17 protein-coding genes, 1 tRNA gene and 3 pseudogenes are annotated in these 24742 nt (G+C 37.7%); 17 read left to right on the forward strand and 4 right to left on the reverse strand.

All coding sequences use genetic code 11. From position 1 onward, the window contains the following. Window positions 1-347: 347 nt before the first annotated feature. Entirely contained in the window at window positions 348-1064 is a 717-nt protein-coding gene (locus tag ACFIKR_RS07725; RefSeq protein WP_375659439.1) for a phage tail assembly protein, read from the reverse strand. A gap of 632 nt (window positions 1065-1696) precedes the next feature. Between ACFIKR_RS07725 and ACFIKR_RS07730 the strand changes: the two genes are divergently transcribed. The 4 genes from ACFIKR_RS07730 to ACFIKR_RS07745 all read left to right on the forward strand — a co-directional run bounded on the left by ACFIKR_RS07730 (window position 1697) and on the right by ACFIKR_RS07745 (window position 7719). After that, complete coding sequence (locus tag ACFIKR_RS07730) at window positions 1697-2893, forward strand: multidrug effflux MFS transporter (protein WP_375659440.1); 1197 nt, start codon at window positions 1697-1699, stop codon at window positions 2891-2893. Between the two features lie 260 nt (window positions 2894-3153). After that, window positions 3154-3885 carry an alpha/beta fold hydrolase gene (locus ACFIKR_RS07735; protein WP_375659441.1) on the forward strand — a complete coding sequence of 244 codons (732 nt, stop codon included), beginning with the start codon at window positions 3154-3156 and terminating at the stop codon, window positions 3883-3885. Beyond that, window positions 3882-6056, forward strand: a complete 2175-nt coding sequence (locus ACFIKR_RS07740; protein ID WP_375659442.1) for an isocitrate/isopropylmalate family dehydrogenase — start codon at window positions 3882-3884, stop codon at window positions 6054-6056. Before ACFIKR_RS07735 ends, ACFIKR_RS07740 begins: the two co-directional genes overlap by 4 nt. Before the next feature lie 856 nt (window positions 6057-6912). Further along, a complete protein-coding gene (locus tag ACFIKR_RS07745; protein ID WP_375659443.1) occupies window positions 6913-7719 on the forward strand; it encodes an N-acetylmuramoyl-L-alanine amidase in 807 nt (268 codons plus the stop codon). Window positions 7720-8649: 930 nt separating this feature from the next. Here ACFIKR_RS07745 and ACFIKR_RS07750 read toward each other — a convergent pair. Next, window positions 8650-9849 carry a porin gene (locus ACFIKR_RS07750; RefSeq protein WP_375659444.1) on the reverse strand — a complete coding sequence of 400 codons (1200 nt, stop codon included), beginning with the start codon at window positions 9847-9849 and terminating at the stop codon, window positions 8650-8652. A gap of 313 nt (window positions 9850-10162) precedes the next feature. On the opposite strand from ACFIKR_RS07750, the gene ACFIKR_RS07755 reads away from it, so the two are divergent. Then, window positions 10163-10253: transfer RNA gene (locus tag ACFIKR_RS07755), tRNA-Ser, on the forward strand. Between the two features lie 1480 nt (window positions 10254-11733). Here ACFIKR_RS07755 and ACFIKR_RS07760 read toward each other — a convergent pair. Further along, window positions 11734-12954, reverse strand: a complete 1221-nt coding sequence (locus tag ACFIKR_RS07760) for an MFS transporter (protein ID WP_375659445.1) — start codon at window positions 12952-12954, stop codon at window positions 11734-11736. Beyond that, window positions 12951-14015, reverse strand: a complete 1065-nt coding sequence (locus tag ACFIKR_RS07765; protein WP_375659446.1) for a ThiF family adenylyltransferase — start codon at window positions 14013-14015, stop codon at window positions 12951-12953. Before ACFIKR_RS07765 ends, ACFIKR_RS07760 begins: the two co-directional genes overlap by 4 nt. Window positions 14016-14777: 762 nt before the next feature. Here ACFIKR_RS07765 and ACFIKR_RS07770 point away from each other — a divergent pair. From ACFIKR_RS07770 to ACFIKR_RS07825, 12 genes and pseudogenes are all read left to right on the forward strand, one after another. Further along, window positions 14778-15368 (forward strand): hypothetical protein, encoded by a 591-nt coding sequence (locus tag ACFIKR_RS07770; protein ID WP_375659447.1) that lies wholly within the window; start codon window positions 14778-14780, stop codon window positions 15366-15368. A gap of 32 nt (window positions 15369-15400) precedes the next feature. Next, window positions 15401-15688, forward strand: a complete 288-nt coding sequence (locus tag ACFIKR_RS07775; protein WP_375659448.1) for a hypothetical protein — start codon at window positions 15401-15403, stop codon at window positions 15686-15688. Window positions 15689-15699: 11 nt separating this feature from the next. Then, complete coding sequence (locus tag ACFIKR_RS07780; RefSeq protein WP_375659449.1) at window positions 15700-15900, forward strand: hypothetical protein; 201 nt, start codon at window positions 15700-15702, stop codon at window positions 15898-15900. Between the two features lie 3 nt (window positions 15901-15903). Next, a pseudogene (locus ACFIKR_RS07785) lies at window positions 15904-16237 on the forward strand (GPW/gp25 family protein). Between the two features lie 44 nt (window positions 16238-16281). Beyond that, window positions 16282-16905: an IS607 family transposase gene (locus ACFIKR_RS07790; RefSeq protein WP_375659450.1), complete on the forward strand. Its 624-nt coding sequence runs from the start codon at window positions 16282-16284 to the stop codon at window positions 16903-16905. 52 nt (window positions 16906-16957) lie between these two features. Next, window positions 16958-18101, forward strand: a pseudogene (locus ACFIKR_RS07795) (RNA-guided endonuclease InsQ/TnpB family protein). A 73-nt stretch (window positions 18102-18174) separates the two neighbouring features. Beyond that, window positions 18175-19026, forward strand: a complete 852-nt coding sequence (locus ACFIKR_RS07800) for a baseplate J/gp47 family protein (RefSeq protein ID WP_375659451.1) — start codon at window positions 18175-18177, stop codon at window positions 19024-19026. 284 nt (window positions 19027-19310) lie between these two features. Next, the gene (locus ACFIKR_RS07805) at window positions 19311-20462 is read left to right on the forward strand and encodes a YbfB/YjiJ family MFS transporter (RefSeq protein WP_375659452.1); all 1152 of its coding nucleotides are present in this window, start codon (window positions 19311-19313) and stop codon (window positions 20460-20462) included. 94 nt (window positions 20463-20556) lie between these two features. Beyond that, window positions 20557-22425, forward strand: coding sequence for an FAD/NAD(P)-binding protein (locus ACFIKR_RS07810; protein WP_375659453.1), 1869 nt, complete (start codon window positions 20557-20559; stop codon window positions 22423-22425). A gap of 88 nt (window positions 22426-22513) precedes the next feature. Then, window positions 22514-23755, forward strand: coding sequence for a hypothetical protein (locus ACFIKR_RS07815; RefSeq protein WP_375659454.1), 1242 nt, complete (start codon window positions 22514-22516; stop codon window positions 23753-23755). 14 nt (window positions 23756-23769) lie between these two features. Then, window positions 23770-23979: a 2-hydroxymuconate tautomerase family protein gene (locus ACFIKR_RS07820; RefSeq protein ID WP_015856802.1), complete on the forward strand. Its 210-nt coding sequence runs from the start codon at window positions 23770-23772 to the stop codon at window positions 23977-23979. Window positions 23980-24059: 80 nt separating this feature from the next. Beyond that, a pseudogene (locus ACFIKR_RS07825) lies at window positions 24060-24742 on the forward strand (phage tail protein); the annotation flags it as partial.

A 24742-nucleotide genomic window follows, 5' to 3' on the forward strand; every position in this document is an offset into this window, starting at 1 on the left:
TTGAATATGCTGGAGATACAATGTCTTTTTGCCAATTATGTTCCAAAAGTGAATAGATATGCGCTAAAAAGGGATAGAAAACATCGAAAACAGGACGGTGATCATTACTTAAAATTCTAGAGTCTTTATTTTATTATTTCATTTTTTTGTAAAAACAGCGCGTCTTCTAAAATTTTAGTTTTTTTATATTGCACTTATGATTAAAAGAATGCTTCAATTATTCAAAATAAATATCAAAAGTATTCAATTCAAAAAGCTATGAGAGATAAAAGAGAAGGAAGAAACATTAGTGTTCTAAGCTGTTTTTCCTTCTCTTATTGCTCTATATCAAAACGATGCTCGAAAAATTATTTCAATCTTTTAAGTAAAAGCTCCCAACACCAAGAAGGCAGATTCAAAATTTTTGAGGCAATGTCTGACAATTTTAAGATTATATCCAAAATTGACTTTTTTGTTGTGTTTTCAGTTTTGGGATGAGATGCAATATGCGTATGTTCTGATGGACTATTTTGTATGAAGGTACCGTAATTTATAATGTTCATTTGAATCGGTGTATTAGAAGGGTTATGCACTGTTATTGGTGTATAGTCGCTAAAGATTTCTTCTTTTATGTTTTTTATATCCTTTGTTTCAAATATATCTTTATACAAACTGTTTTTGCATTTTTCCAACATGGTGTTGCTGAAAATACAGACATTCATTATTTTTCCCATGAGTGTTTTTATTTTATGGATAAAACTTTCGACATAGCTTGTGAATGGATTTTTCAAAGTCATTTTAATATCGTTACTGATGCTGATTATTTTGTCGAGCGCTTTTTTTACTGAGGAGTCCAAAATATCTTTGATATTTGAAAAGTCATGCTCATCAAGTTTGTTGATCATATCATAAGACCATCCCGAAAGACAGGCAATCATTTCTATTGTTTGCTTGATCCCTTCCTTTTTGCTTATTTCTCTTAAGTCTTTAACTTTTGCACGTCGTAAACTAATCTCTGTATATGTTTTTCCTTCAACTGTAAGGGGTATCAGTAATGGGACGCGTGTTATTTCTATTATGCACATTCACAGCTCTTATGAGTCAATTAAATAAAAATATATTAAATTACAGTATTATATTTATCAATATGTTATACAGTTTTTTAATTTTTTATCTTAAGTAAAAAGTTTCATGCAATGAGCAAAGTATATTTGTTTTTTTGCAGGGGTGTCATTATACTCTATGAGCTGATAGATCTAAATTCTTTACAATAAAGGTTTATGTTGATAGGCTTTTCAAGCTATTGTTGTGTTAGAAGTGGGCTTTGTACGGTCGTAATTTTGGAGTAGAGCCGTCAATAGACCGTTTTTCTTCCTTGAATTTTGTAGATTCATTTCACTCGATATTGTATGAGAATACCATTGTTGTCGCGGAGAAGGTATGTAATATCAGTGCATTTTGTCTATGATGTTTCTGAAAAAGGTTGATGTGTGTTATAGCAAGATGTGTGTACAGGAAAGCTTATTTAGGGAATAACTTTTTGTCCCATGAAGTCCGTAAAACAAAACGCTGTCTATAAGAAAAATAATATTTTTACAAAGTAAAATAATAACACTTTTAATAATTATTATTTGTATGTATAAGCATAAAATATAATTATATTTGTTATATTTAATTAAATACTATTTAATCTCTAACTAAAAGTGTGATTTTCTTTATGATTCATAAATATACATTACCATTCATTATACTTATTGTATGTTTATCGACGGGGGGATTGATTTCTACCGACATTTTTTTACCAGCACTGGGAGAGATGCGTCAATATTATCAAGTGACACAATCTCAAATTCAGAGTGCAGTGGCAGTTTTTTTGTTGGCATTGGCACTTGGACAGCTCATTTATGGGCCGCTGAGTGATAATTTTGGGCGTAAAAAAACACTTCTATTGGGCTTATTCTTGTGGTTATTTACAACATTTGGTGCGATTTATACGGTTCATATTCACGCTTTTCTTGTGTTACGTTTTTTGCAAGGTCTTGGTGCTTGTGCGGGACTTGTCTTAAGTCGTGCAATTATCAATGATTTGTTAGATAAAAAAGCAGCCGGAAAACTTTATTTGATTGTTTTCCCTTTTATTGGAATATCACCAGCACTTGCACCTTTCATTGGTGGACTTTTGATACAAGCTTTTCATTGGCAGGCAACTTTTATCTTTTTAAGCTTTTTTATATTTTTGACAATTTTGCTGTGTTGTTTTGTGCTAACGGAAACTCTGCCCTCTCAAAAACGGCAGCATTTTTCTCCTATAGGATTGATGAAGGCATATTTAGGCGTTTTTAGAAATAAACAATTTATTTTTTATGCACTTATTCCGTGTTTTTCTTACATAGCTTATTTTGCTTATATTGTGGAATCGCCTTTTTTACTCACGACTTTGGGTCTATCACCAATACACATTAGTTATAGCTACATCGGTGTCTCATTGCCCTATATTTTGGGAAATTTTTTGGCGCGATGGTTTTTTGAACGCGAGTCTATGGAAAAGACTGTCTGTCGAGGATACATTATTTTTGTTATAGGAGGCGTGCTCTTTGCTGTGCAAATGTATCTAAGCCCATGGCCCCTTGTGACAAGTTTTATGGCTATTGCTGTTCTGACTTTTGGTAATGGTTTTTTATTGCCGTTAGGAACAGCGTTGGCTATTTCATCGCATCCGAAAGCTGCGGGAGCGGCTTCTGGTGTTATGGGATCTTTGCAATTAGGAAGTGCGGCGCTAAGTGCAGCGGTTATCGGAAAAATATCTGGCCATAGCCCACGGGCTATGGCCACTTTGTTAGCTGTGTGTTGCGTGATTGGTTTTATCATTTATATTCAGAAAGCGCGTCATTTTATGACCTCAGAAATGAGCTGAGTGAAATGATAAAAAGAAAGCATTATGCGGAAATGCTTTTGATGTTTTACACAAATGGGGCACCTGTACATTAGATGAATTTTTTTATTATGTTGTTGGATTGAGTGGGTTTAAAATTTGTTGCAAGCTTCGTTTGAGTTTAACAAATCGATTATGATGGGGGGGAGTATGAGCCTAGAGTTTCAACATATTTTCATTATATTGGGTGGGAAAAGTTTTGGCTCTAATGCATGTTTTAAAATAAGGGGAGGAATTGATCAATGAGCCTTCCTATTATTATTCTTTCTCCTGTAATGCCAATTTGGGATGGTGGTGTTTTTTGTTCTCCATTGACAAAGCTATGCTTATCAAAAGGATTCCCTGTCACTCTGCTGGATACGCTTTCTCTTTTTCCTAAGAGTTCTCATGTTCTCAATCATTCTGCTGTAGATATTTTATCTTTTATAGAAGAAAAACTTAAAAGCTATTTTAAAGAGCCCGCAGTGCTTGTGGGATTTTCTATGGCTGGAATGTTGGTACAAATATTGGCAGCACGGCTTCCCAATGTTCAAGCTGTGCTTGCTATGAATGCACCTGGCTATCCTGATAAGGTTTTGCAACGGCGCCTTGGAGATATTCTTGTTTACTTACAAAATAATGATTTATCAGGAGCTTTGGAAATACTCAATGGTTTTATGCATCCTTCTGGCATTATGAAAAAAAGAGTTTTATTGGAGGCTCCTGATCAACAAAAAAGCGTGGCAATTGAACGCATGACAAGAGGCTTTAAACTCTTATTGGCGATGGATGCTAGAGATGAAATAGTTAAGTATAAGGGGAAGTTTTTAGCTTTAGTGGGAGAAAAGTCACAACTTGCAACGGTAGATAATCAGACGAAAAGCCCTTGTTTCAATCATGAATATAAGATCATCTCTGGTGCTGGTACGCGTTTGTGGGATGATAATCCTGTTATGACGGATGCAGTCATTGCTGAATGGATGAGTGGATTATGAAAAAGAAAGTTCTTGTGTTACCTGGTGATGGGATAGGACCAGAGGTTTGTGATGCTGCGCTGATGGTCTTAGAGCAATTTCAATTGCCAATAGAGTTTACTTATGGTGATATTGGTTTTGAATGTTGGAAACAGGAAGGAGATCCTGTCCCTCAAGCAACTTGGCAAAAAATTACTCAGAGTGATGCGATTTTACTTGGAGCTGTGACCAGCAAAGGAAAAGAAGCGGCTTTAAAAGAACTTGAACCGCATTTAAAAGAGCAAAACCTTGCCTATGTTTCTCCTGTACTTCAGCTTCGCCAAAAATTAGGGGTGTTTGCAAATATACGCCCTATAAGATACATCTTTGGTCCGAAAAAACCTTTTCATTTTTGTGTTATCAGAGAAAATAGTGAAGGACTTTATGCTGGATTGGATTTTCGGGGTATCACTCCTGAAGCAGCCGCTTGGTTAAGACATCCCAATTTGACAAAATATGGGCTTGAGGAAGCTGCGTGGACAGTTCGTTTGCAGACACGCTTTGGTTTAGAGCGGTTATTTGAATACGCTTTTTCTTATGCAAGAAAATATGGCGTGAAGCGAGTTACTTTTGCTGATAAGCCCAATGTTATGCGAGAAAGTGGTCAGTTTGCTCGAGAAATTTTTGAGAAAATTGCGCAAAACTATCCGGAAATTGAAGCAGATATTCATAATGTTGATGCGGTTGCTTTGTGGATTGTAACGAAGCCAGAGCAGTTTGGCGTGATTGTTGCTGAAAACATGTTTGGCAATATTCTCTCTGATCTTGGTTCTGGGATAATGGGAGGATTGGGGCTTGCACCTAGTGCAAATGTGGGGAGCGAGATTGCTTATTTTGAACCTGTTCATGGAAGCGCACCACGTATTGCTGGACAAAATAAAGCAAATCCTTCTGCGATGCTTTATACCACGGCTTTACTCTTAGAACATTTAGGCTTTAAAGATGCAGCAAAACAATTATCTGAGAGTGTTGATCAGGTTATTCGTGCTGGAAAAACTGTATCTTACGATCTAGGAGGTGTAGCCTCTACCCGTCAAATGACTGAAGCTGTTCGCAATTCTCTCATGAAACCTGTCTCTGTTTGTCATGCGGCAATTATTACCGTTGGTGATGAACTCCTTTCAGGACAATATTTGAATACGAATTTACAAGATTTAAGCCAAAGCTTAAACAAGAGAAATATTCAAGTCATACGTCACTTTGTTTGTGCTGATCAATTACAGCAAATCAGTGAAACTGTTGTTTCTTGTCTTGGACAAGAAGATCTTATCATTATCAGTGGGGGATTGGGACCAACATCAGATGACATAACACGTGATGCGGTTGCAAAAGCCGTGCAGCAGCCTTTGATACATCATGAAGCTGTTTGGCAAACAATAAAAGGTCAATTACAACGATTAGGGATTACGGCGGATAAGAGTAATGCGCGTCAAGCATTGTTTCCTGAGACAGCAACCGTGCTTGATAATCCTACGGGTACAGCACCAGGGTTTTATCTCTCTTGCGATGGAAGTACGCTTGTTGTTTTGCCTGGTCCACCATCACAGGCTCTTGCGCTTTTAGAGAATTATTTAGAACACAATGAGAAGAAATATTCTTCTGTATCGCGTGCGAGGTATGCATGGACTTTGATTGGAATTGATGAAAGTACCATTGCGCAGTGGGTTGATTGTCATCTTGAAAATGCGCCATTTGAACGGCATTTTTTATGGAAAAGTCCCTATGTTCTTGTGCAACTGATTGGTCAATCAGAAGCGCCCTTGGAACAACATTTCGTGGAAGAATTTGAAAATCATTTTCACCCCTATTTGGTTGGTGCAGAAGTGACTACTACTTGTAAACAATTAGCGATGCATGCAGAGGTTCATTGGTCTTCCAATGATCCGCGGCTTTTAAAATATTTTCAACCCATAGAAAAAAGTACAAAAAATATTCCAAAGCTTGAGGTTGAAGTGAGCCTATCACCTTCTATCGAGACATTAGAAAATCAAGAAGAAAGCCTTGGACATGCCACGATGACTATACGGATGAAAGGTTATGACGATGATCGTGTAACTTTTCCCTATACGCGACCACTTTTAGGTGTCGTCTTACAAGAGTATGCAGCTTGGTTGGTTTTAAAAAGAGTTTTGCAAACTGAGAAAAGCAAATGAACCTCTATGGGGATGTAAAAATATTGCTCAAATTATTGAACGTTCTATTATAAGAAGTATTTTATCCTTTTCTTAGGTGGTTTTTATCTATAGGTTAATCTTTCTTTTGATGTGTAATTAAATGACTTTGATTGATTCAAGATTAAGAAAAACTTTACTATATTAGGCTCGCTACATTCAATATTTATAAATGATTAATTATTATAAATCAAGATGTTATCTTTCATAGAGCTGATGACAAGGAATTCAGGGGCTTCGTGTGCCTCAAGCGTTGTAAATAATTAAGATTCTTTGTAAATCAAAAAGTGATGTTGTGAAAAGACAAGAAGTCGTGTCATTTACAGGAAAGCTTTGCAAATTTTATTGAAAAATATGTCCAGTTTATTGCGAATATGTGCCATTCAGTTATCTGATAATAAATTGTTGTAAAGAGCTCATAAAATTTTTCCTTTAAGTTTCTGTGTGATTGCACGCTCGTTTAGTGTTCGCTTCCGATGGGCGATATTTTTCAATTTGATAACAGGAAGAACTATTTTTTCTGTAAGACGTGAAAATTTAAGGAGTGATTATTTTATGCTTTTGTTTTCCTTTTGATTGGTAATTTTTAGGAATTTGTTTGAGGAAAATATTTAATGTGGTGTGTTGGTGAATGTGGTTAAAAACATTTTACGCGTGTGTGTGGGAAGAATAAAAATGTGTCTTAATTGTTGATAAGAGTGTCAATGTTTTTGATGAACAAATTTTAGGCGTAATTCTTAGTATCTAGATAGGAAGTTCGTTGCAAATTTTTTAACAATTCGTGTCCTATCTGTTGTGGTGCGCAGTGGTCTTTTTAAGCAAAAAAGAAAGGGCTTTTATGTATCAGATTGATTACAACAGTTATCGTTCTGTCAAGAGTTTTAATCGTCGCGTTCGTTTTCTCGTCATGCATTATACGGCTCTTGATTTTAAATCCTCGGTTATGGCGCTTACAGGAGAAAAGGTTAGTGCACACTATCTTGTTCCTGATCCTTCAGAGCAGACATATCGTGAGGCAGGCTTTGCGGACATGCGTATTTTTAATCTGGTCGATGAAAATGAGCGTGCATGGCATGCGGGTGTGAGTTCATGGGCTGGGCATAGTCATCTCAATGATGCATCTATCGGGATTGAAATCGTTAATTTAGCGACTGGTCATTCTGAGTCTCCAGAAGAGACAGTTGATTTTATGGCTTATCATGATGAGGGGAGTATATTTCCTTCTTATAATCCAATACAAATTGATGCCGTTAAGGAGCTTGCATTGAATATTCTTCAACGGTATCCCGATATTATGCCAACTGATGTTGTGGGACATAGTGATATTGCCATTGGAAGGAAAAGTGATCCAGGAGCAGCTTTTCCATGGAGAGAACTTTATAGGGCAGGTATAGGAGCATGGTATGATGATGAACTAAAAAGTCATTATCAAGAGCAATTCTCTAAGAATTTTCCATCCAAAGAAGATGTTTTGGCGAAGCTAAAATGTTATGGATATGACATTTCTACTGCGTGTACCCAAACAGGATACAAAGATTTGATCCGAGCATTTCAACTTCATTTTCGTCAAGAAAATTATGATGGGATTCTAGATGTTGAAACAGCAGCAATTCTTTATGCATTGGTTGATAAGTATTTTCCGTGAATTCAATGCTTTTTAATTGAAAATATGGTTATGATGACGTGTAAGCCTTTTTCTTATCAAGAGAGGCTTTTTTTGCTAATGGGCTTTATGTAAATCTGTTACTTCATTTTTATGCTTAATAAAAGTGCTGAGCACCATCATACACTTTACCAGATCTCAATGTTACTACAGCCCTTGGGGCTTAAAACGATTCATAAAAGGATTTTCTTTACTCGTTTTTATTCACACGGCTCTCTCCATTTGTCGTGTACAAGTGAATGGTTTTGGTTGATTCAACATGCAAAATAATAGATTATCATTATAAATCAATGTGATGAAGATTCAAAAAAAGGTGGGGCGTTTACAGATTGCTACTGATAGGAGTCTCTATTCTTTAGAAGGGGAAGAGGTCAATTCATTTTTTGAAGATATATCTATTTTCTCTTTTATTGCTTTGGAGGATATTTTCATCGTTTTGACAACATGTTTCTTGATGATTAAGTTTTTTAATGGGAGGCAGTGTTGTAAAATGTTGTGTTTTAGGATGTTAATAGAAGACACATTCATGCATATCAAAAACACAATGATGTCTTGTTTTTTCAATATTTTATCTGTTCAGTGTAGAATTTATCTGAGAAGATCATGACCTAAATTAACAAAGGTTAAAAGTAAATTACCAAGAAAGACCAATTTGGTAATAAAGCAGAGGGATTTGTTCACATTTAAAAGGCACGCAAGAGATTGTTTGAATTGATGTGTAAGCACCGCCTACGCAGTGTTCTTATCAAGCACATTAGGTTAATTTTCTGAGAATATTTTTGTGAAAGTCAGAAATTTTTGTCAAAAAGACAAGAAAATAAGTATCAAGAAAGATGCTCATGATGTTTGATTGCAAAAATAAAAACTGGCAACTTATGTTGCCAGTTTTTAAAATCTTTAGCTTAAATAGGATTAGAATGAACGCTGTAAACGGATCATACCTTGAAAAGCACTTTTTTTATTGAATAAATGTTTTTCATCATTATTTTTATCCGTCACAATGCGATCATCATTCCAATTAACATAGGTTAATTCAGGTGTAATTACAAATCCTGGAACCAGCGTATATGCAATATTTACAGAAGTTGCAAAAGTTTTTACAGCACTATAAGAAACTTGTGCATTTAAATTTGCCTTTGGAGTGAGTTTGTAAGTGGCACCTGCCCAAGCAGCCCATTTACCGCCCCAGTTTGCATAAATCGTTGTGCTTTTTCGTGATAACTCATCATTTTCATTTACTGTGTAGTAATCAAGGCCATTTTTATAACCAGCCATTACCCATAGATTGAAACGATCATTGATATTGAAATCTGCACGTACTTTTCCAGCCCACTTTTTGTAGTAAGTATCATATGCTGCAACCGCTGAAAAACCACCCCATTTTTGCATAAACTTTATACCCAAAACCACATTCGGGGTGTAATTTTTAATTGCTTTACTTGGAAGAGGAGTATCCTTCGTGATAGAAACAAGCTTATTATCTTTATCAATATAGTATCCTGTTATTCCAGGAAGAGCATCTGAATTATTGCCTAGTTCAGCTCCGATAATAGCGGAAAAGCCGGAGTCACCATTAAAGGTGTAGGAAATAAAATTGGTGCGTGTTGTGCCGGCAGGCGCTATGCTGTCATCATTGAGAACATCTCCATAACCACCAGTCCAGCTGTTGAAAATTGTGTCATCAAGACCTACGCGAAAACCACCCAGTTCAATGTAAGCCGCTGAAAGCTTTGCACTAGCGTTGTCTTTACCATCACCCCAATTTGAATAAATTCTTGCATATGAACGAAGTGTTCCCATTTCTGTTTCAGAAGCTGCTTGAAAAACAAGGGTGAGCCGTGATGATGCGCCATAGGTTTTTCTTTTGTCTCTAAGTTCAGTTTCGCTTGTTGCATCGATATTATCACCGCCTATAAAATCAGCACGAACATTTCCTGATAAACGTATGCAGGTATCTGTTCCAGGGATATAAAAATATCCTTTTCCGTAGGCATCACAAACGCGAATATATTCTACAGGTTCGGGTTCGGCGATAACTGTTGAAGCAGCATGTGCTCCAGAAATTGCTAAAAAAGCTGCTGTAGAGCTTAAAAAGAGGGATTTAATATTCATATAAGATCTCCGAGGTCCGTTTAATCTTCTTCTAAAGAGTATCATTCACCTAACGCATTAAGGACAAAGACATAAGTAAAATACGCGGCACTTGTTGTCTTAGCTATACTAATCTTTTTAGAGTTTCAAATATGAAATTACCTTTTTGTAATGTATACATGTACTATTCGAGATAATGTGGTAAAAAAGACACAATTTTTGTTTTATTAACTTTTGGTCCCTATGGGATCAATAGGAGAAAAATTTCAGATATTTGGGAAAAAAATCGAAAATGTCTTGAACTTTCTGTTGATACCATTTATGCCTCTCTGTTGGAGAGGTGGCCGAGTGGTCGAAGGCGCTCCCCTGCTAAGGGAGTAGGGCTCAAAAGGCTCTCGAGAGTTCGAATCTCTTCCTCTCCGCCATCTATTATTATAAAAGTAATCGATTGTGTGTGGGAATTTTATTTTCAGTGATTTGTGCCCATTTGCTTTTCTACTAATCCTAGTTTTGTGAAGCTTTTTAATTGCTTTTTTTGCTAGACATTTTTTATCGGCTGTTTTGGTATAGAGTGGTGCTACTTTATCTTCCTTCTATCTAAATTTATGTGCGAAATTGTAATACCTGCGTTAGCAGTGCGTGTGGTTGCTCATTTTTTTAATTCCTGTGTTGATTTTTAATTTTATGTTTCATGAAACAAGTTACAAAAACTTTTTTTCTAATGGCGTAAACTAAAGCAAAATTAATGGGGGATGTTTTAAGCGCAATATGTTTTATGTAAATCGCTATGCCAATTTATATTAAAGGAAATATGATCAGTTGTGGAAAAAAATATCCTGAGAAAGATGGGTTTGTTTCAAAAGTTCTCATGCTTTTGTTGATCAAAGAAAGCGAAGCTCTGTTGTAGCATCACATTGACGTTGCATATTTTTAGCTAAGGATTGCTTATTTATTTTTATGGATATAGGGAGCAGCACGAACATTTGTAAGAATAAGCGGCCGTAAAGCTAGATATGTTACGGATTTTGTTCCAAAAAGTGTTTTTGACCTCCCTATATCTTTCCAATCGTTTGGTGGCATATTTATTATTTTATGACGTTGTTTTGCTAAGCTTTTGCTTTATCGGTTATATCAGCTTTTATATGCCAAATAGGGGAGAAAGTATTGTATATATTTGCTAACGAGTTATTTCTAAAAACGGAAGGATCTTTTTAATTTTGAAAAAATATAAAAGCAGAAAAGGTGGAAGTTAGCTCCTATTTTTATCATCATCTTATTAATTCAGTTTTATAACTTTCATAAATCTCTATGGCAGTGTCTTTTAAATAATGAAGATTATGTGTCTTACGCTTTTGTTTATTCCGTTGGGATTATGCCTCTCATATAAAAAGAATGTTCTAAACACAAATATACTTGTGTTGCCAATTTATGCACTTGTGTTAAAGAGATATCTCTTAATGTGTATAAGCCTATTTTGCGACGGCACCTCTTAAATGGTATAAAATGCAAAAGTTTCTGTGAGACATATAAAGTCTTATAGTGCCACACCATTTGTATACTTATGAAGATGCCACAAGACATATTATACACCTGCTTCCATGTTGTGGTAGACTTTGATTATGGGAGTTCATAAAAGGCATTTTTCTTTTCTAAATTGTTTTTATTTATACGGCTTTCTCCACTTATGATGTGCAAGCACAATGATTTTGATTGTTTCAACCATAAAAACAGATTTGAAAAGAAAGAATCTTACAATATTCGAGTTTGCTATATTATGATTATAAATCAACATATTGCTTTATATTTTCATTGTATGTTCAAAGTTGGATGTGGCAATGCTCTCAAAAACGTATAGATCTCTTTTAGAAGAAAACATTGTGGGTGATAATTTTAAAAATTTTCCTCTCATAGAGACTTGTGAGAGTGTTTCATCCATCTCATGACAACCAAACCACACATGAAAAAAGTAATGGTCGGTAATATTAGGTAGTAAGATGGAGAAACTTTTGCAGGAAGAAAAGAAATAATACTTAATACTGTAATTGAAAATATTCTTCCGCTAAAAGATACAGCACCAACAATACCGGAAATATGCTGCGTTTGTTTTTGGTTAAGTTCTGAGAAAAATAAGCTTTTGGCCCCTATCGGTACAGTGCAAATAAATCCATGGATTAAAGAGAAGGCGATGACTGATGCAGCAGTTTGATGGCTATGAACTGAAAAATAGAGCGCTATGCACATCAGCGCAGAAAAGAAGGAAAAATATTTTATAGAATTCTTATATTTTTTATCAAGAACATGATACTTAGACATCAGTAAATTTGAAAAATATTGTGCTGAAAAGGCTCCAATATGGCAGAACATCAAGACGAGCATTTGCGAACCGTTGAGGTGATTAATTTTCCCCCCTGAAAGTATTATCGGTTGCCAGAAATGATAAATAATTTGAATACCAGCGCTAAAAAGGCACATGAGGAAAATAAACCATGCGCCTCCTACTGTATTTTGAAAGATCCAAAGCGTTTCCTTGGCATTGTGCAAGATTGTTTTTGTTTTGGATGTTTCAATTGTCGTTTTCTTTTCTTCCGGAACAATAAGGAATATCAAAAAAATAAATCCCATCATGAGGCATGAGATGATATATCCCATAAAATATTGTCCAGAGTAATAGATCGTTCCAATTCCTACAATTCCACTGAGAATACTTCCGAAAGAGTTAACTTGGTGGTAGAGATGAGCATAATGCGAAAAGTGATCCTGTTTATCGCCTAGAGAATGGTAAATCCATCCGTCAATGGCGCTGACAATGATGCAAATGCCCGCTGCATAGAGAATTTGCGCAATAATAAGTGCCGTCATATTGGGAGCTTGAAGGCATAGAAGATAAAATACTCCTGTCATAAAGACCCCAGCCATAACGGAATATTTACGTCGATATCTGTCAGATAAAACAGCGCAGGGAAAATCAAGCAGCAGGATGGTGGTGGAAAAGACAACCTGAAGCAGAGCTAATTGCGCCAGACTAACTCCCATGGACATTAAAAAAATAGCATGGTAAACGCCGATCAGCATGCGGACAGCATTATAGGATCCATAGTTGAGAGCAAGGGTGCGTGGTCTGTTCATTGTGTTGTTCCACAAACCTTACAGTGAGGATTTTTCTTTAGAGAACGCTCTTCTGTGAAAAGTTGGCTGCTCCATATCCCCACACGGCGATCAGTGGAAAAAAGGCTTCCATAACCACCCAAAAATTTAAGAGCATCATTAGCACACATGGCAGCTGAAAGTGCATTAACAGGAGGAAATGTAGCAACTTTGAAGTTATTATTAATCATAATACAAGCTTTATAAATAAGATGATCACTTTTTGCCGGAAGATTGCCTATAGACGAGCTACATGCGTAACAACCAGTTTTACTAGGTATGTAAAATGGACCAAAGACAGCTATATCATTAACATAACCGGAATTTATATAGGCTTGTTTATTTTTCACACACCATTCATTGATCCATAGGCCTAGTCGAACAGGTGAATCAGCAGAAATGATCCATAAATCAGCTTTGGGTAATTTGTTGATATCCTCTTTTTCAGTAATCAACATTTGTAATTCATGAACTTCAATTTGGCTGTTTATCCGCATCAGCTCACGTTTAAGAACTGTTGTTTTCGGAAGACCGATATCTTCTTCAGTAAAAAGAATTTGTCTGGTAAGGTTGGTTATTTCGATCACATCATTGTCAACAAGAGTCAATTTTCCAACGCCAGAGGATGCAAGCATTGCTGATACATGATTACCAATCCCACCACCCCCTAAAATGACGACACTTTTTTGCAAAAGAGTATGCTGAACGGAGGTTGGATGCATACCATAGCTTTGATAATGGAGATGACTTCTGGAATATCGATTATTGGGGATATTGTCTGATGTTTCAGCTTGGACAAGAAAATGGTTAGAAACAAGAAAATCAAACGCACGGTCAAAATTTTCTTTTAACATGATTAATGATAGTGAATTATAAACTTCATCTACTGTCTTTTTTTTGATCCATTGTGCTGCAATAAGCACTAAGTTCTCCCAAAAATTTTTATCATTGATAATAAACTGCTTTGAACCTGCACTAAAAATAGCATCCTCTTCACGAACAACAATATGTGTGTATTTTCCTAAAATATATTGTTGTTTCATTTCTCCTCCCCACTTGTAGAGCAAACCAACTCTTCCCTGAAAAATAATTTCAGGTAAATTTCTTTAGTTATTACTTACATTCTGTATGATCCATGATTTCCTCCTCGTTATTGATGTTTTCATTATTCACCACTTACATGGGAGGATGATCCTATATAAAAAGGTAAATGCATTTTTATGATGTAAAGTAAGTATTCCTACATCAAGTATTAATGAGCGTACATTGAGAAAAGAACGCATCTCATCAGTTTAAAACTCTATAATCTTTATTAACTTAAAAGTAATAGCATAAAATATAATATAAAAAATGAATAAATTTGAATTTATCTAAAAAATACAAACTTTTTTATTGCTGCTACGGATAAAAAAACAAATCTATATTATAAAGTAGTTGATCACTACATTGATTGTGGTTATCCGTTTTGTATACGCATCATTTTATAATTGTTAATATATTTATTAATCAAAATGTTATTTTTGAATTAATTATAATATCCTATTAAAATATTTTAAAGTCACCTATAAAGTGATTAAATTGCTCCTATAGAGATATAAAGCTAGACAGAAAATCTATGACTATTTTTTTGAATAAATTAGTTTTTATAGCTTTATTTTGTTTGTTGAGTATTTAATTTGTGTACAATTTATCCCTTTTTATTTTTATCATAGATTATTCTAAATAGATTTAATAAATTTCATTATTAATTTTTCAATACAAATTTAATTGTTTATTTTAATTTATTGCATACGAGCAAATAAAAAATGTTTACAAAAAAAGTTCTGTTGAGGGAAGGCTTATTGCTTATCATATTTTTGCTAACATATCTTTTATCTACCTCGCATGGCTATACGGGTATGGATAAATTATTTTGTTCCCAAGTTGTTAAGGAACGTAATGATGCGGTTCAGAAGTTGGATTCAGCAAAGTTTGAAAAAGACAATGCGGAGAGAGGATGGAACGATACAATGCAAATATTGGGGGTGGCGGTAGAGGACTTGAAGAGAATAGCTTTTGAACAGCAGGCACTCTATTTTGCATTGCTGAAAAATATGCCAAATAACAAGCAACTGACTTATAAATATGAAATAACGCAAAAACGGAATGCTGCAATTTTTGAACGGCTCGAGAAGGTTTTTACTTTATTTGAGCATGTTGAGAAAAGAACAGAGGCTTTTCGAGAATTAAATGAAGCAAATAAGCTTAAGGATCAGTCTCAAGCATTACATTATTTAGAAGTGATTTCTAAACATCATGAACATATTGATAAATTAAATCAAGAGGTTAAAAGGCTCGATCACGAAGTTGATAATTTAAATAACAGGCTTCAAAGTCTGAGGAAAATATTTCGATAAGAAACGAAAAGTTATTCATTTAGAAGACACGCTTGAGCAACGAGATAAAACTCTTACAGCACAAAGGAGGAAAGAAAAGTGACGGCTCTTATGGTACTTTGCGTATCACGAAGAATGAGCTCATTCTCTCCCATGGGGAAAACCAAATCCATTTGAGTGAAAAAGGTTTGGTGCTTTCTCATCAATCAACCCGTGTTGAATTAACGGGCAGTGTGCATATTCAAGCAGAAGATTTGCAGCACAATCAAAAATCTGTTGGCGCAAGCCACAAACACGGTGGGGTCAAAATGGGTCCCTCCACAACCTCTCACCCCCTTTAAAGGAGTTTATCATGCGTGAGAACACTTATGTTATTTTAACCAATGCAGACTTTGTTGCAGGCAAGCGTTCACTGGGCAAAGGTGAAGAAATTTGTTTAAGTGAGGAAGCGGCTAAATATCCGTTGCTGCTTGGTCAGATCGCTGAAAAACCAGCATCTGTTGTTTCTGCGCCCCCAACTGTTTCTACCACAAAGACAACGAAGGGTGCTTAAAGCATGCGGTGCGGGATGAGCGAAAAGGATGGCTCTCTTTATATATGGCTTTGCGCATTGTCAACAGTCACTTCGTAAATGTCTGACGACAAGGATTAGGACACGGGTTTTGCGTCGTCATTATGGATGTGATGTTGGGGCTTACCTTGATGCCAATGCTGATCCTGCGACGATGATGCAGCTTTATCAAGCAATTGTTGAAGCACTCGATGATCCAGAGTGTGGAGAGCCTGGGTTTTCGTTGCAGAGGATTGATCTGACAAAAGCAACGCGTGAAGGCACATTCCATTTTGTTTTAACGGGTGTTTTTTATCCCGATGGGCATTTGGGGCTTTAACAGCTTACTTATAATCTGTTTATATCTGTGTAATCATATACATTATGGATAGATTTGTTGGGATAGGTAAGACCGCTCAAGTTTTGGGTGTTTCGATTAGCACTTTGCGCCGTTGGGAAGGTGAAGGCAAAATTATTTCTGAGCATACGGCAGGAGGTCACCGCCGTTATGACCTATCTAGGCTTAGGCCTGAGCTTTTTCATTCGAGAGAACTATCACAAAGAAAAACCATTGCTTATGCGCGTATATCGAGCCATGATCAAAAAGACGATTTAGAGCGACAAAAACAGGTTCTTGAGCTTTATTGCGCAAGCCAAGGTTGGACTTATGAACTCATCTCTGATTTAGGGTCAGGGATGAATTATCGTAAAAAAGGTCTTAAACGTTTATTGGATGCTCTCATTGAAAATGAAATTGGTCGTTTGGTTATTACGCATAAAGATCGTTTATTGCGCTTTGGTGCAGAATTGGTCTTCGCCATTTGTGAAGCCAAACAAGTTGAGGTTGTCATTCTTAATCAGGGGGAAGAAAGCAGTTTTGAAGAAGATTTAGCCAAAGATGTTTTAGAAATTATTACTGTCTTCAGTGCTCGTCTTTATGGAAGTCGTTCGAGAAAAAATCAAAGGTTATTAGAGAATGTTCGTCAAGCTGTAGAGGTATCGCAATGATTGTTGCTCACAAAATAGCTCTCTAGACTTAAACAATAAACAACGAAGCTACATGGCTCGAGCCAGTGGTTGCGCGCGCTTTGCTTATAATTGGGCACTGAAGGAATGGCAGCAGCAATATGAAGCATGGAAGAAAGATAATAATTTACCAAAGCCTAATGACTATGCGCTACGTAGACAATTCAATTCTCTAAAACGAGAACAATTTCCATGGATGATGGAAGTTACTAAAAATGCTCCACAAATGGCAATTATTCAATTGGGTGTGGCTTTTAAGAATTTCTTTTCAGGGAGAAGCCGATATCCCACTTTTAGAAAGAAAGGAGTGCACGATCGTTTTACTTTGACCAATGATCAAATACAGTTGCAAGGTTCCAAGATAAGAATTCTCAAACTTGGTTGGGTTCGTCTGCGAGAACAATTGCGATTTCAAGGAAAGATCTTGTCAGCAACCATTAGCCGTAAAGCGGATCGGTGGTTTGTAAGTCTTAGCATTGAAACCAATAATCAAGAGCCACGAAGCGAGAACCAAGCTATTGTTGGTCTTGATTTGGGCATCAATGCACTTGCAACGCTTTCGACAGGGAGAAACCATAGGAAGCGTTAAACCTTATAAGGCTTTGCTAAATCGTTTACGGCGCTTATCACGAAGGCTAAGCCGTAAGCAAAAAGGTTCGAGTAACCGCCATAAGGAGAAACAAAAACTCGCTAAGCTTCTTGCGCGGATAAGCAATATAAGAACGGATAATTTGCATAAGATTACAACAGATTTAATTCAGCGTTTTGGTACATTTTGTCTCGAAGATCTTCATGTAAAAGGTTTGCTGAAAAATCGGCATTTATCGCGTGCTCTTGCAGATCAAAGTTTTTACATGTTTCGTCGTCAATTAGAATATAAGGCGGCACGCTATGGTCGACAGATTGTTATTGCAGATCGTTGGTATGCGAGCAGTAAGATTTGTCATCATTGCGGATGTAAGATTGAACAATTGCCTCTTAACATACGTGAGTGGAGATGTTCTCATTGTGGTACACACCATGATCGAGACATTAACGCTGCGATTAATTTAAAAAACTTGGCGGTGAGTTCCACCGTGTCAGCCTGTGGAGAGGAAGGCTCTGGCCAATGTCCTGTGACTTTGGTGAAACCAGCCTCAAAGAAGCAGGAAATCAACAGTATATTTAATCAGAAATGATCACATTTACATAAGTTTGATAGAACGGATTGGTCACACAAAGAGCCAATGAGTACTAATTTAGAGGTTGGTGATGACAGAGTTTGAACCTTCTCCTCTCCCACAAATTATTGAAGAGCTTTCTGTTGAAGCAATTTTAGAGCAAAAGATCACGCGTTTGACTGAGCTTTTTGCAGTGCATCATATTCCTTATAATGTGGAAAAGACGGCTTATGATCCGGTGGTCATTCAATTGCAAGCGGCCGCTTATGAAGAGTTGCTATTGCGCCAGCGGATTAATGAAGTGGCGCGGGATAATTTACTCACATTTGCGCGTGGAACAAGTTTAGATCATTTGGGGGATTTTCATGGGGTCACGCGCCTTTTGGATGAAGATGATGAGCGTTTGCGCCGCCGCATTCGCTTGAATAGACAAGGACATTCCACAGGTGGCACAGCGCCACGTTACCAATATTTTGCCCTCTCAAGCGATATCCATGTCAAAGATGCTTTTGTTTATCGTGAGGGTAAAAGTCCACTTATTCATGTTGCGCTTTTTAGTGACGCCCCTTCAGGGGTGGCTGATGAGGCTTTAATTGCCAAGGTGCAAGCAGCCCTTGATGCCCCCCATGTTAAAATGACCAATGACCACATTTTTGTGAAAAGCGCGGTACAGCGGATGATCAATGTTTCTGCTGATTTTTGGTTGTTACCGGATGAAGGCTCCTTTGTTTTGGAAAGAGCGGAGCAGAATTTAAGAGCAGAATGGGCGCGTGCGCAAAGGCTTGGGCGTGATTTGTCTTTAAGTTGGATACTAAGCCGCTTGATGGTTGAGGGCGTTCACCATGTGAACATAACGCAACCTTGTGAGGATATTTTAGTCGCACCTGATGAAGCGGTAGCTTTAGGAGAGAGTATTTTGTCAAAGCAGGGGCGTGCTTATTGATGTCCTCGTTGTTATTGCTGCTTAATTACAGCCATTATTTTTCTGAAAAAGAAGCTTTGTAGGGAGAAGAGCATACATGGAGCAGGGCGTAAAACGATGAAATGCATATAACTGATCCAGTAATGTTGACAATAATCGTTAAATATGTTGCTCTGGCTACTTAAACAAATGGCTAGATTGGCTTTTATTCTCTGAGATAAGTGCTACTATTGATGAGATAGAATGCGGATGAGCGAATTATTAGTTAAGGGATTAGAGTAATGGGGGGAAAAAATAATCAAGATTTGAGTTATTTCGGAATCGCTGTATTCGGTATGATTATTATGATTTTGGGGATGGGGATTGGGCGATTTTTCTATACGCCGGTATTTCCAGTTATGTTGGATGAAGGATTGTTTACCTTTAAGCAACTTTCTTATATAGCTAGCGCTAATTATGGCGGTTATTTAGTTGGGAGTATGTTTTTTTCGTTTTGCAGAGTTGGGAATATATCCCGTGCTCCCTACATGCTATTTGGTGCAGCTATAGTGACGAGTGCACTTATTTTTGCCATGGCGTTAACAACAAACTTTTACTTGGTCTTCTTTATCCGCTTTGCTGCCGGTATCGCGAGTGCAGCAATGATGATTTTTGGTTCTATTACGGTTATGCAGCATAGTCACAAGCTGTGGGTTATTGCTTCGCTTTATGCAGGTGTGGGAGTTGGTATTCTACTGGGTAATGAGTATGTTATTATTGGTTTGAGTAAATCGCTGAACGCGAAAAATATTTGGTTTGGAGCTGGTTTTATATCTGTTGTATTGTTGCTCTTGTTGTTTATTTTATTTCCACGTCGTGTTGATGCGTCTCAATTTGCTGGTAATGAGTCATTGGCACACGAAAATATCGTTTGGTGGGAACTCGCTCTGATTTATGGGCTCGCTGGGTTTGGTTATATTATTGTCGCGACATATCTTCCTCTGATGGCGAAAACATTTAATTTCCCACTACTCGCTAACCACTTATGGTCGTTTGTCGGAATAGCCATTGTTCCTAGTTGTTTCATTTGGTTATGGGGAGCCCATCGGTGGGGGGTATTACGTTGTCTGATGCTCAATTTACTTATCCAAGGAGGATGCGTATTACTGACATTATTCAGCCAGTCTCTTGTACTGATAGTTCTCAGTTGCATAGGGTTTGGATTTACTTTTATGGGGACGACCTCTCTAGTTATGCCGTTAGCTAAGCGTTTGTATGCGCCGTATGGCATAAATCTGCTAGGCTTGGCTACCTTAACTTACGGTTTTGGCCAAATATTAGGACCTCTCTTGACGAGTTTTTTACAGTTTGGTTCACATGCCATTGCGCTTTCCGTTATCTGTGGTGCTGTAGCGCTTTTTGCTGCTGCTGGAATCTGTCAATATTGTCTTTGTAAAAAGGTCGTTGGCGTTTCATAAACCCGCAATCTTCACTAAAAAGTCGAGAGAATTTATTACGTTCTTTTTGAAACATTTTGTGAAAGTCAAATTATTCTAATAGGGAGATTACAGAATGCTTCACTCTACAGTCGCTATTTTGGGCGTTGGTCCTCGTGGGATCAGTATTCTCGAACGCTTGCTCACACTTTATTCCCATTATCCATTTTCTGGGAACATTGATATTTTATTGATTGATCCCAATGAGATGGGAACCGGTACCCATAGTGTGCATCAGCCAGATCATTTATTGGTTAACACTGTTGCTTGCCAGATTACTTTATTTGGTGATGATACAGTTAAGGGTGTAGGGCCTATTCGGAAGGGACCGAATTTCTATCAATGGGCTATTCAACAAGGTTATCGTAATATTAACGGTGTCTTTTCTCGTACAGAGCATAATGTTGGGAAAGAAATCAAAGAAAATGATTATTTATCACGTCGTTTGTTAGGGGAATACCTGTCTTGGGCTTACCAAGAGCTCACGCAAGATTTACCTTCCGGTATTCGTATTAAGGAGATCCGACAAAAAGTTATCAATCTCTATATCCACCAAGATAATAAAACGGATATTCTTTTGGAAGATGGCTATCGTTACAGTGTAGATTTTGTTTATATTACCACGGGTCACGGTAAGAATATATATTCATCGCATGATGAAAATCTGCAACAGTTTGTGGCTGGTCATCAAATGAAAAATGCGCTTTTGAACTATTATTCGAATCCTTATCCAATTGAAAAATTGGACTCTATACAATCTCAGTCTCGTGTGCTGGTGCAGGGAATTGGATTAACTAGCTATGATGTCTTGTCGCAATTGACTTACGGTCGCGGTGGGACTTTTACTGAAAATGCTGGACAATTGTGCTACATGCCAAGCGGCAAAGAACCGAAGATAGCTCTATTCTCCCGTCAAACATTGCCTTTTAGTAGTCGCGGGATTAATCAAAAGGGTGGTAGTGGGCAATACATACCATCATTCCTTACTCTCGATGCAATACATCATCTGCGTAAGCAATCCAGCATTGCTAACGGTTCTCCGAAGCTGGATTTCGAAACGCAGCTTTTACCTCTGTTGCTTAAAGAAATGTGTTATGTCTATCGAAGTACGCAGCTGGGGCACTGGCTAGACCCTGAAACCTATGTTGTTACTTCCAAAGACGAGCAGTGTATTCAAGCGTTGCTGTATCCTCATCGAAATAAAATATTTGCCTCTTTGAAGGATTATACAAGATTCTTCATGGAGCATTTGAAGGACGATCTTCATTCTTCCGCTGCAGGTAATGTTGATGGCCCAGTGAAAGCTGCTACAGATGTGCTACGAGATGTCCGTGATATCTTACGTTCAGCAATTGATTTTTGCGGGTTAACGTCTTCATCTCACAAGTACTTTATTGAATATTTTAATCCAAACTTTAACCGTATTTCTGTCGGCCCACCGATGCAGCGAAACCAAGAGTTGAAGGCTCTGATGGAGGCTGGTATCGTGACTTTGGCTGGCGGACCTTCACCTAAACTTGTTCTCAATGCTAGTACTAGCCGTTTCGAAATTCAGTCTGTTTTCCAAGATGAAAACAGTTCAGTTGATGGAGATGTGCTGATCACGGCCAAGATTGATAGTTTTTCTCCGTTGCGTGATGAGTCTCCTTTTATCAAAAATTTGGCTGCTCAGGGTATCATCCGGCCATTTATCAACCAAGGATATCATCCTGGTGGTATTGATATTGACTGTCAGCAGCATCCTATAGATACTAAAGGACAAGTACAAAATACATTATGGGTGGTAGGTAATCCAGTAGAGGGGCCCAATTTTTATACATATATTTTGCCTAGGCCTTTAGTTAATTCGCGTGCACTGCGGGATGCAGGGCGCTGTGTCACTGACATGTACGAGCAGCTTCTTAATCGCCACTCAGTCAAAGATTCAACAATTAATGTACATTGATAATGTAAAAAGCTTCCTGATACGCATGTCCTCCGTATCCGCTATAATAGCGATGCTGATGCTATTCATTTTTCTTATATCTATCTCAATGAGAACTTGGTTTCTTATTCCATTGGCTGGAGTGACTGTTTTCGGTTATTTGCTTTTGACGATACCATACTGGTGGTTGAAGGGGAATGCACGCAGTGGTGTGGTCATCCTGTTGGCTTGTACTTTAGTGCTGATATGGCGTTGGCATTTTCCTGATGTTAGTACTGTGCTTGTGCGTTTTACTGATGTCTTTTGGCTATTACTCGCCATGGGATTGTTGCGCCATGTGATGAATATATGGCGTATTTCAGAATTTCTCTCTGAACGGTTGATGCGCTATGGAAAGGGTTCGCTTACCCTGTCCATCGCGATACTGACTGCGTTGCTAGCTTGGCCGATGAGTTTGGGGGTTATCCCCCTAATGATTGATGCCTTGAAGAAAAGTGTTTTTCCCTCTCGCCATTTGGCCGCTATTGTGATGCGAATGATGAGCATCACAATGGTACTGATGCCGACCAGCATCGGTGCAGCAACAGTTTTCTCTGCTATGCCTAGAACACCAATATTCACATCCGCTGCTTTGGGGATACCACTTTTTCTATTCAGTCTGTTGTTGTTGTGCCTTTCCCCTGTTGTACCGCTAGCTAACCCGATTATTTGCGATGAGAGGAGAGCGAATAAAGAAGGAGAGAGATTAAGAATTTGGATTTTTTTGATATTGTTCTGGCTAACATTTATCGTTGCGTTGACAGTTATCAGGTTGAATGCACTAGAAAGCATTGCATTGACGGCGAGCATTCTATATGTCATTGAGCGTAGGAGTTCACGCAGTGTTGATTTTTTGACTCCTTTGGTGACAGTGATACGCAGTATATCAAGTGAAATTCTGTTGTTGCTAGGTTGTAGTCTGCTAATATCTACTTGTGATTTGCTTATTCCTTTGTTGCCGATGACGTTTAGTCACTCATTGGCATCACTCTCTGTTTGGCAGCGCTATGCCTGTATTCTCTTCGTATTGCCAATTTTCAGTATAGCAGGAATTCATCCTATGGTGCTATTTAGTTTAGCATTTCCCTTACTAGGGTCATCGATAACTTATGGGGTTACGGATTATTTGGTTTGGATTTGCTTTTTTATTGCAGCTCAACTCCTTTCTCCTGTATCGATAAATGCTGTTTTTGCTTCCAGTAGCCTGCATATTTCACCGGTGGATACGAGCTTTAAAATGCATAGCTATTATGTATTAATATTTAATCTTTTTGCGTTCATTTATTTGAGCTTTTTTATACAATATTTGTAAATTATGGAGATCTTATGCCTTACATAAACATTAAAATTACTAATGAAGGGGTTACCTCTGAACAGAAACGGCAACTAATAGAAGGGGCAACTCAATTATTAGTTAATATTCTGAATAAAAATCCGAAAACGACTGTTGTAGTGATTGATGAGGTGGAGACAGACAATTGGGGTATTAATGGTGTTCCCGTTACAGAATTAAGGAAAGATCAAAATAAAGAATAACTCTATGTATTTGACAATAATTTAAGGTCAATAGGGTTAATCAATGTAAAAAATCAAGTCCTTTAGCAACATTTGATCAAATCACCATTGGAGCGGTTGTCACAGCCCCTGATGCTGACAACCAAGTTTTTCCCCTCAACGAGCCTGTCCTTCTCTTTACGCATGAGGGTGAGAAAATCCAAAAGCTTGGGGCAAGAGGCACGGCTCTTGATGTGATTAACGCGGTGTGTGCGCAGGGGATTGAGGCACAAATTATCCTTGTGCGTGTGGAAGAAAAATCAACCATTGCTGAGACACAAACTGAGATGGTGGGATCAAACGCTCACCTGACCGGTGTGCATGCGCTAAAACACGCTAGAGGGCATTTAGGGGTGGAGCCTGGCATTTTACTGGCACCAGCTTATAGTGCAGGGCGGATTGAGAATGGTAAAAACCCCGTGGCAGACGCCTTGGAACAGGTTGCAGAAAAGCTACAAGCGATTGCGGTTTTTGATACGGGTGGTAAAAACACGGAAGAAAGCCTTGCCTATCGTGCAGATTTTTCCTCACGCTTTTGTTATTTGATTGATCCCTTTGTACGGGTGGCAAATAGTGATGGTGGTGTTAGTATTAAACCGGCAAGTCCCTTTGCTGCCGCCATGTTTATCAAACGCGACAAGCAAAGGGGCGGTGTTTTTTGGTCTCCTTCCAACCAAGATGTGTATGGCATTTTAGGCACGGCGCGCCCGATTAGCTATTTTGATGGCGAAATCGATCATGAGGC

It is taken from the genome of Bartonella sp. MR30HLJHH, assembly GCF_042194195.1.
Taxonomy (GTDB): domain Bacteria; phylum Pseudomonadota; class Alphaproteobacteria; order Rhizobiales; family Rhizobiaceae; genus Bartonella; species Bartonella grahamii.

Excerpts from the sequence above, each read along its gene's own strand:
- ACFIKR_RS07765 (WP_375659446.1), bottom strand. The coding sequence starts at position 14,015 with ATGAAACAACAATATATTTTAGGAAAATACACACATATTGTTGTTCGT.
- ACFIKR_RS07725 (WP_375659439.1), bottom strand. The coding sequence starts at position 1,064 with ATGTGCATAATAGAAATAACACGCGTCCCATTACTGATACCCCTTACA.
- ACFIKR_RS07730 (WP_375659440.1), top strand. The coding sequence starts at position 1,697 with ATGATTCATAAATATACATTACCATTCATTATACTTATTGTATGTTTA.
- ACFIKR_RS07745 (WP_375659443.1), top strand. The coding sequence starts at position 6,913 with ATGTATCAGATTGATTACAACAGTTATCGTTCTGTCAAGAGTTTTAAT.
- ACFIKR_RS07780 (WP_375659449.1), top strand. The coding sequence starts at position 15,700 with ATGCGTGAGAACACTTATGTTATTTTAACCAATGCAGACTTTGTTGCA.
- ACFIKR_RS07740 (WP_375659442.1), top strand. The coding sequence starts at position 3,882 with ATGAAAAAGAAAGTTCTTGTGTTACCTGGTGATGGGATAGGACCAGAG.
- ACFIKR_RS07820 (WP_015856802.1), top strand. The coding sequence starts at position 23,770 with ATGCCTTACATAAACATTAAAATTACTAATGAAGGGGTTACCTCTGAA.
- ACFIKR_RS07735 (WP_375659441.1), top strand. The coding sequence starts at position 3,154 with ATGAGCCTTCCTATTATTATTCTTTCTCCTGTAATGCCAATTTGGGAT.
- ACFIKR_RS07810 (WP_375659453.1), top strand. The coding sequence starts at position 20,557 with ATGCTTCACTCTACAGTCGCTATTTTGGGCGTTGGTCCTCGTGGGATC.
- ACFIKR_RS07790 (WP_375659450.1), top strand. The coding sequence starts at position 16,282 with ATGGATAGATTTGTTGGGATAGGTAAGACCGCTCAAGTTTTGGGTGTT.
- ACFIKR_RS07815 (WP_375659454.1), top strand. The coding sequence starts at position 22,514 with ATGAGAACTTGGTTTCTTATTCCATTGGCTGGAGTGACTGTTTTCGGT.
- ACFIKR_RS07770 (WP_375659447.1), top strand. The coding sequence starts at position 14,778 with ATGTTTACAAAAAAAGTTCTGTTGAGGGAAGGCTTATTGCTTATCATA.
- ACFIKR_RS07750 (WP_375659444.1), bottom strand. The coding sequence starts at position 9,849 with ATGAATATTAAATCCCTCTTTTTAAGCTCTACAGCAGCTTTTTTAGCA.
- ACFIKR_RS07800 (WP_375659451.1), top strand. The coding sequence starts at position 18,175 with ATGACAGAGTTTGAACCTTCTCCTCTCCCACAAATTATTGAAGAGCTT.
- ACFIKR_RS07760 (WP_375659445.1), bottom strand. The coding sequence starts at position 12,954 with ATGAACAGACCACGCACCCTTGCTCTCAACTATGGATCCTATAATGCT.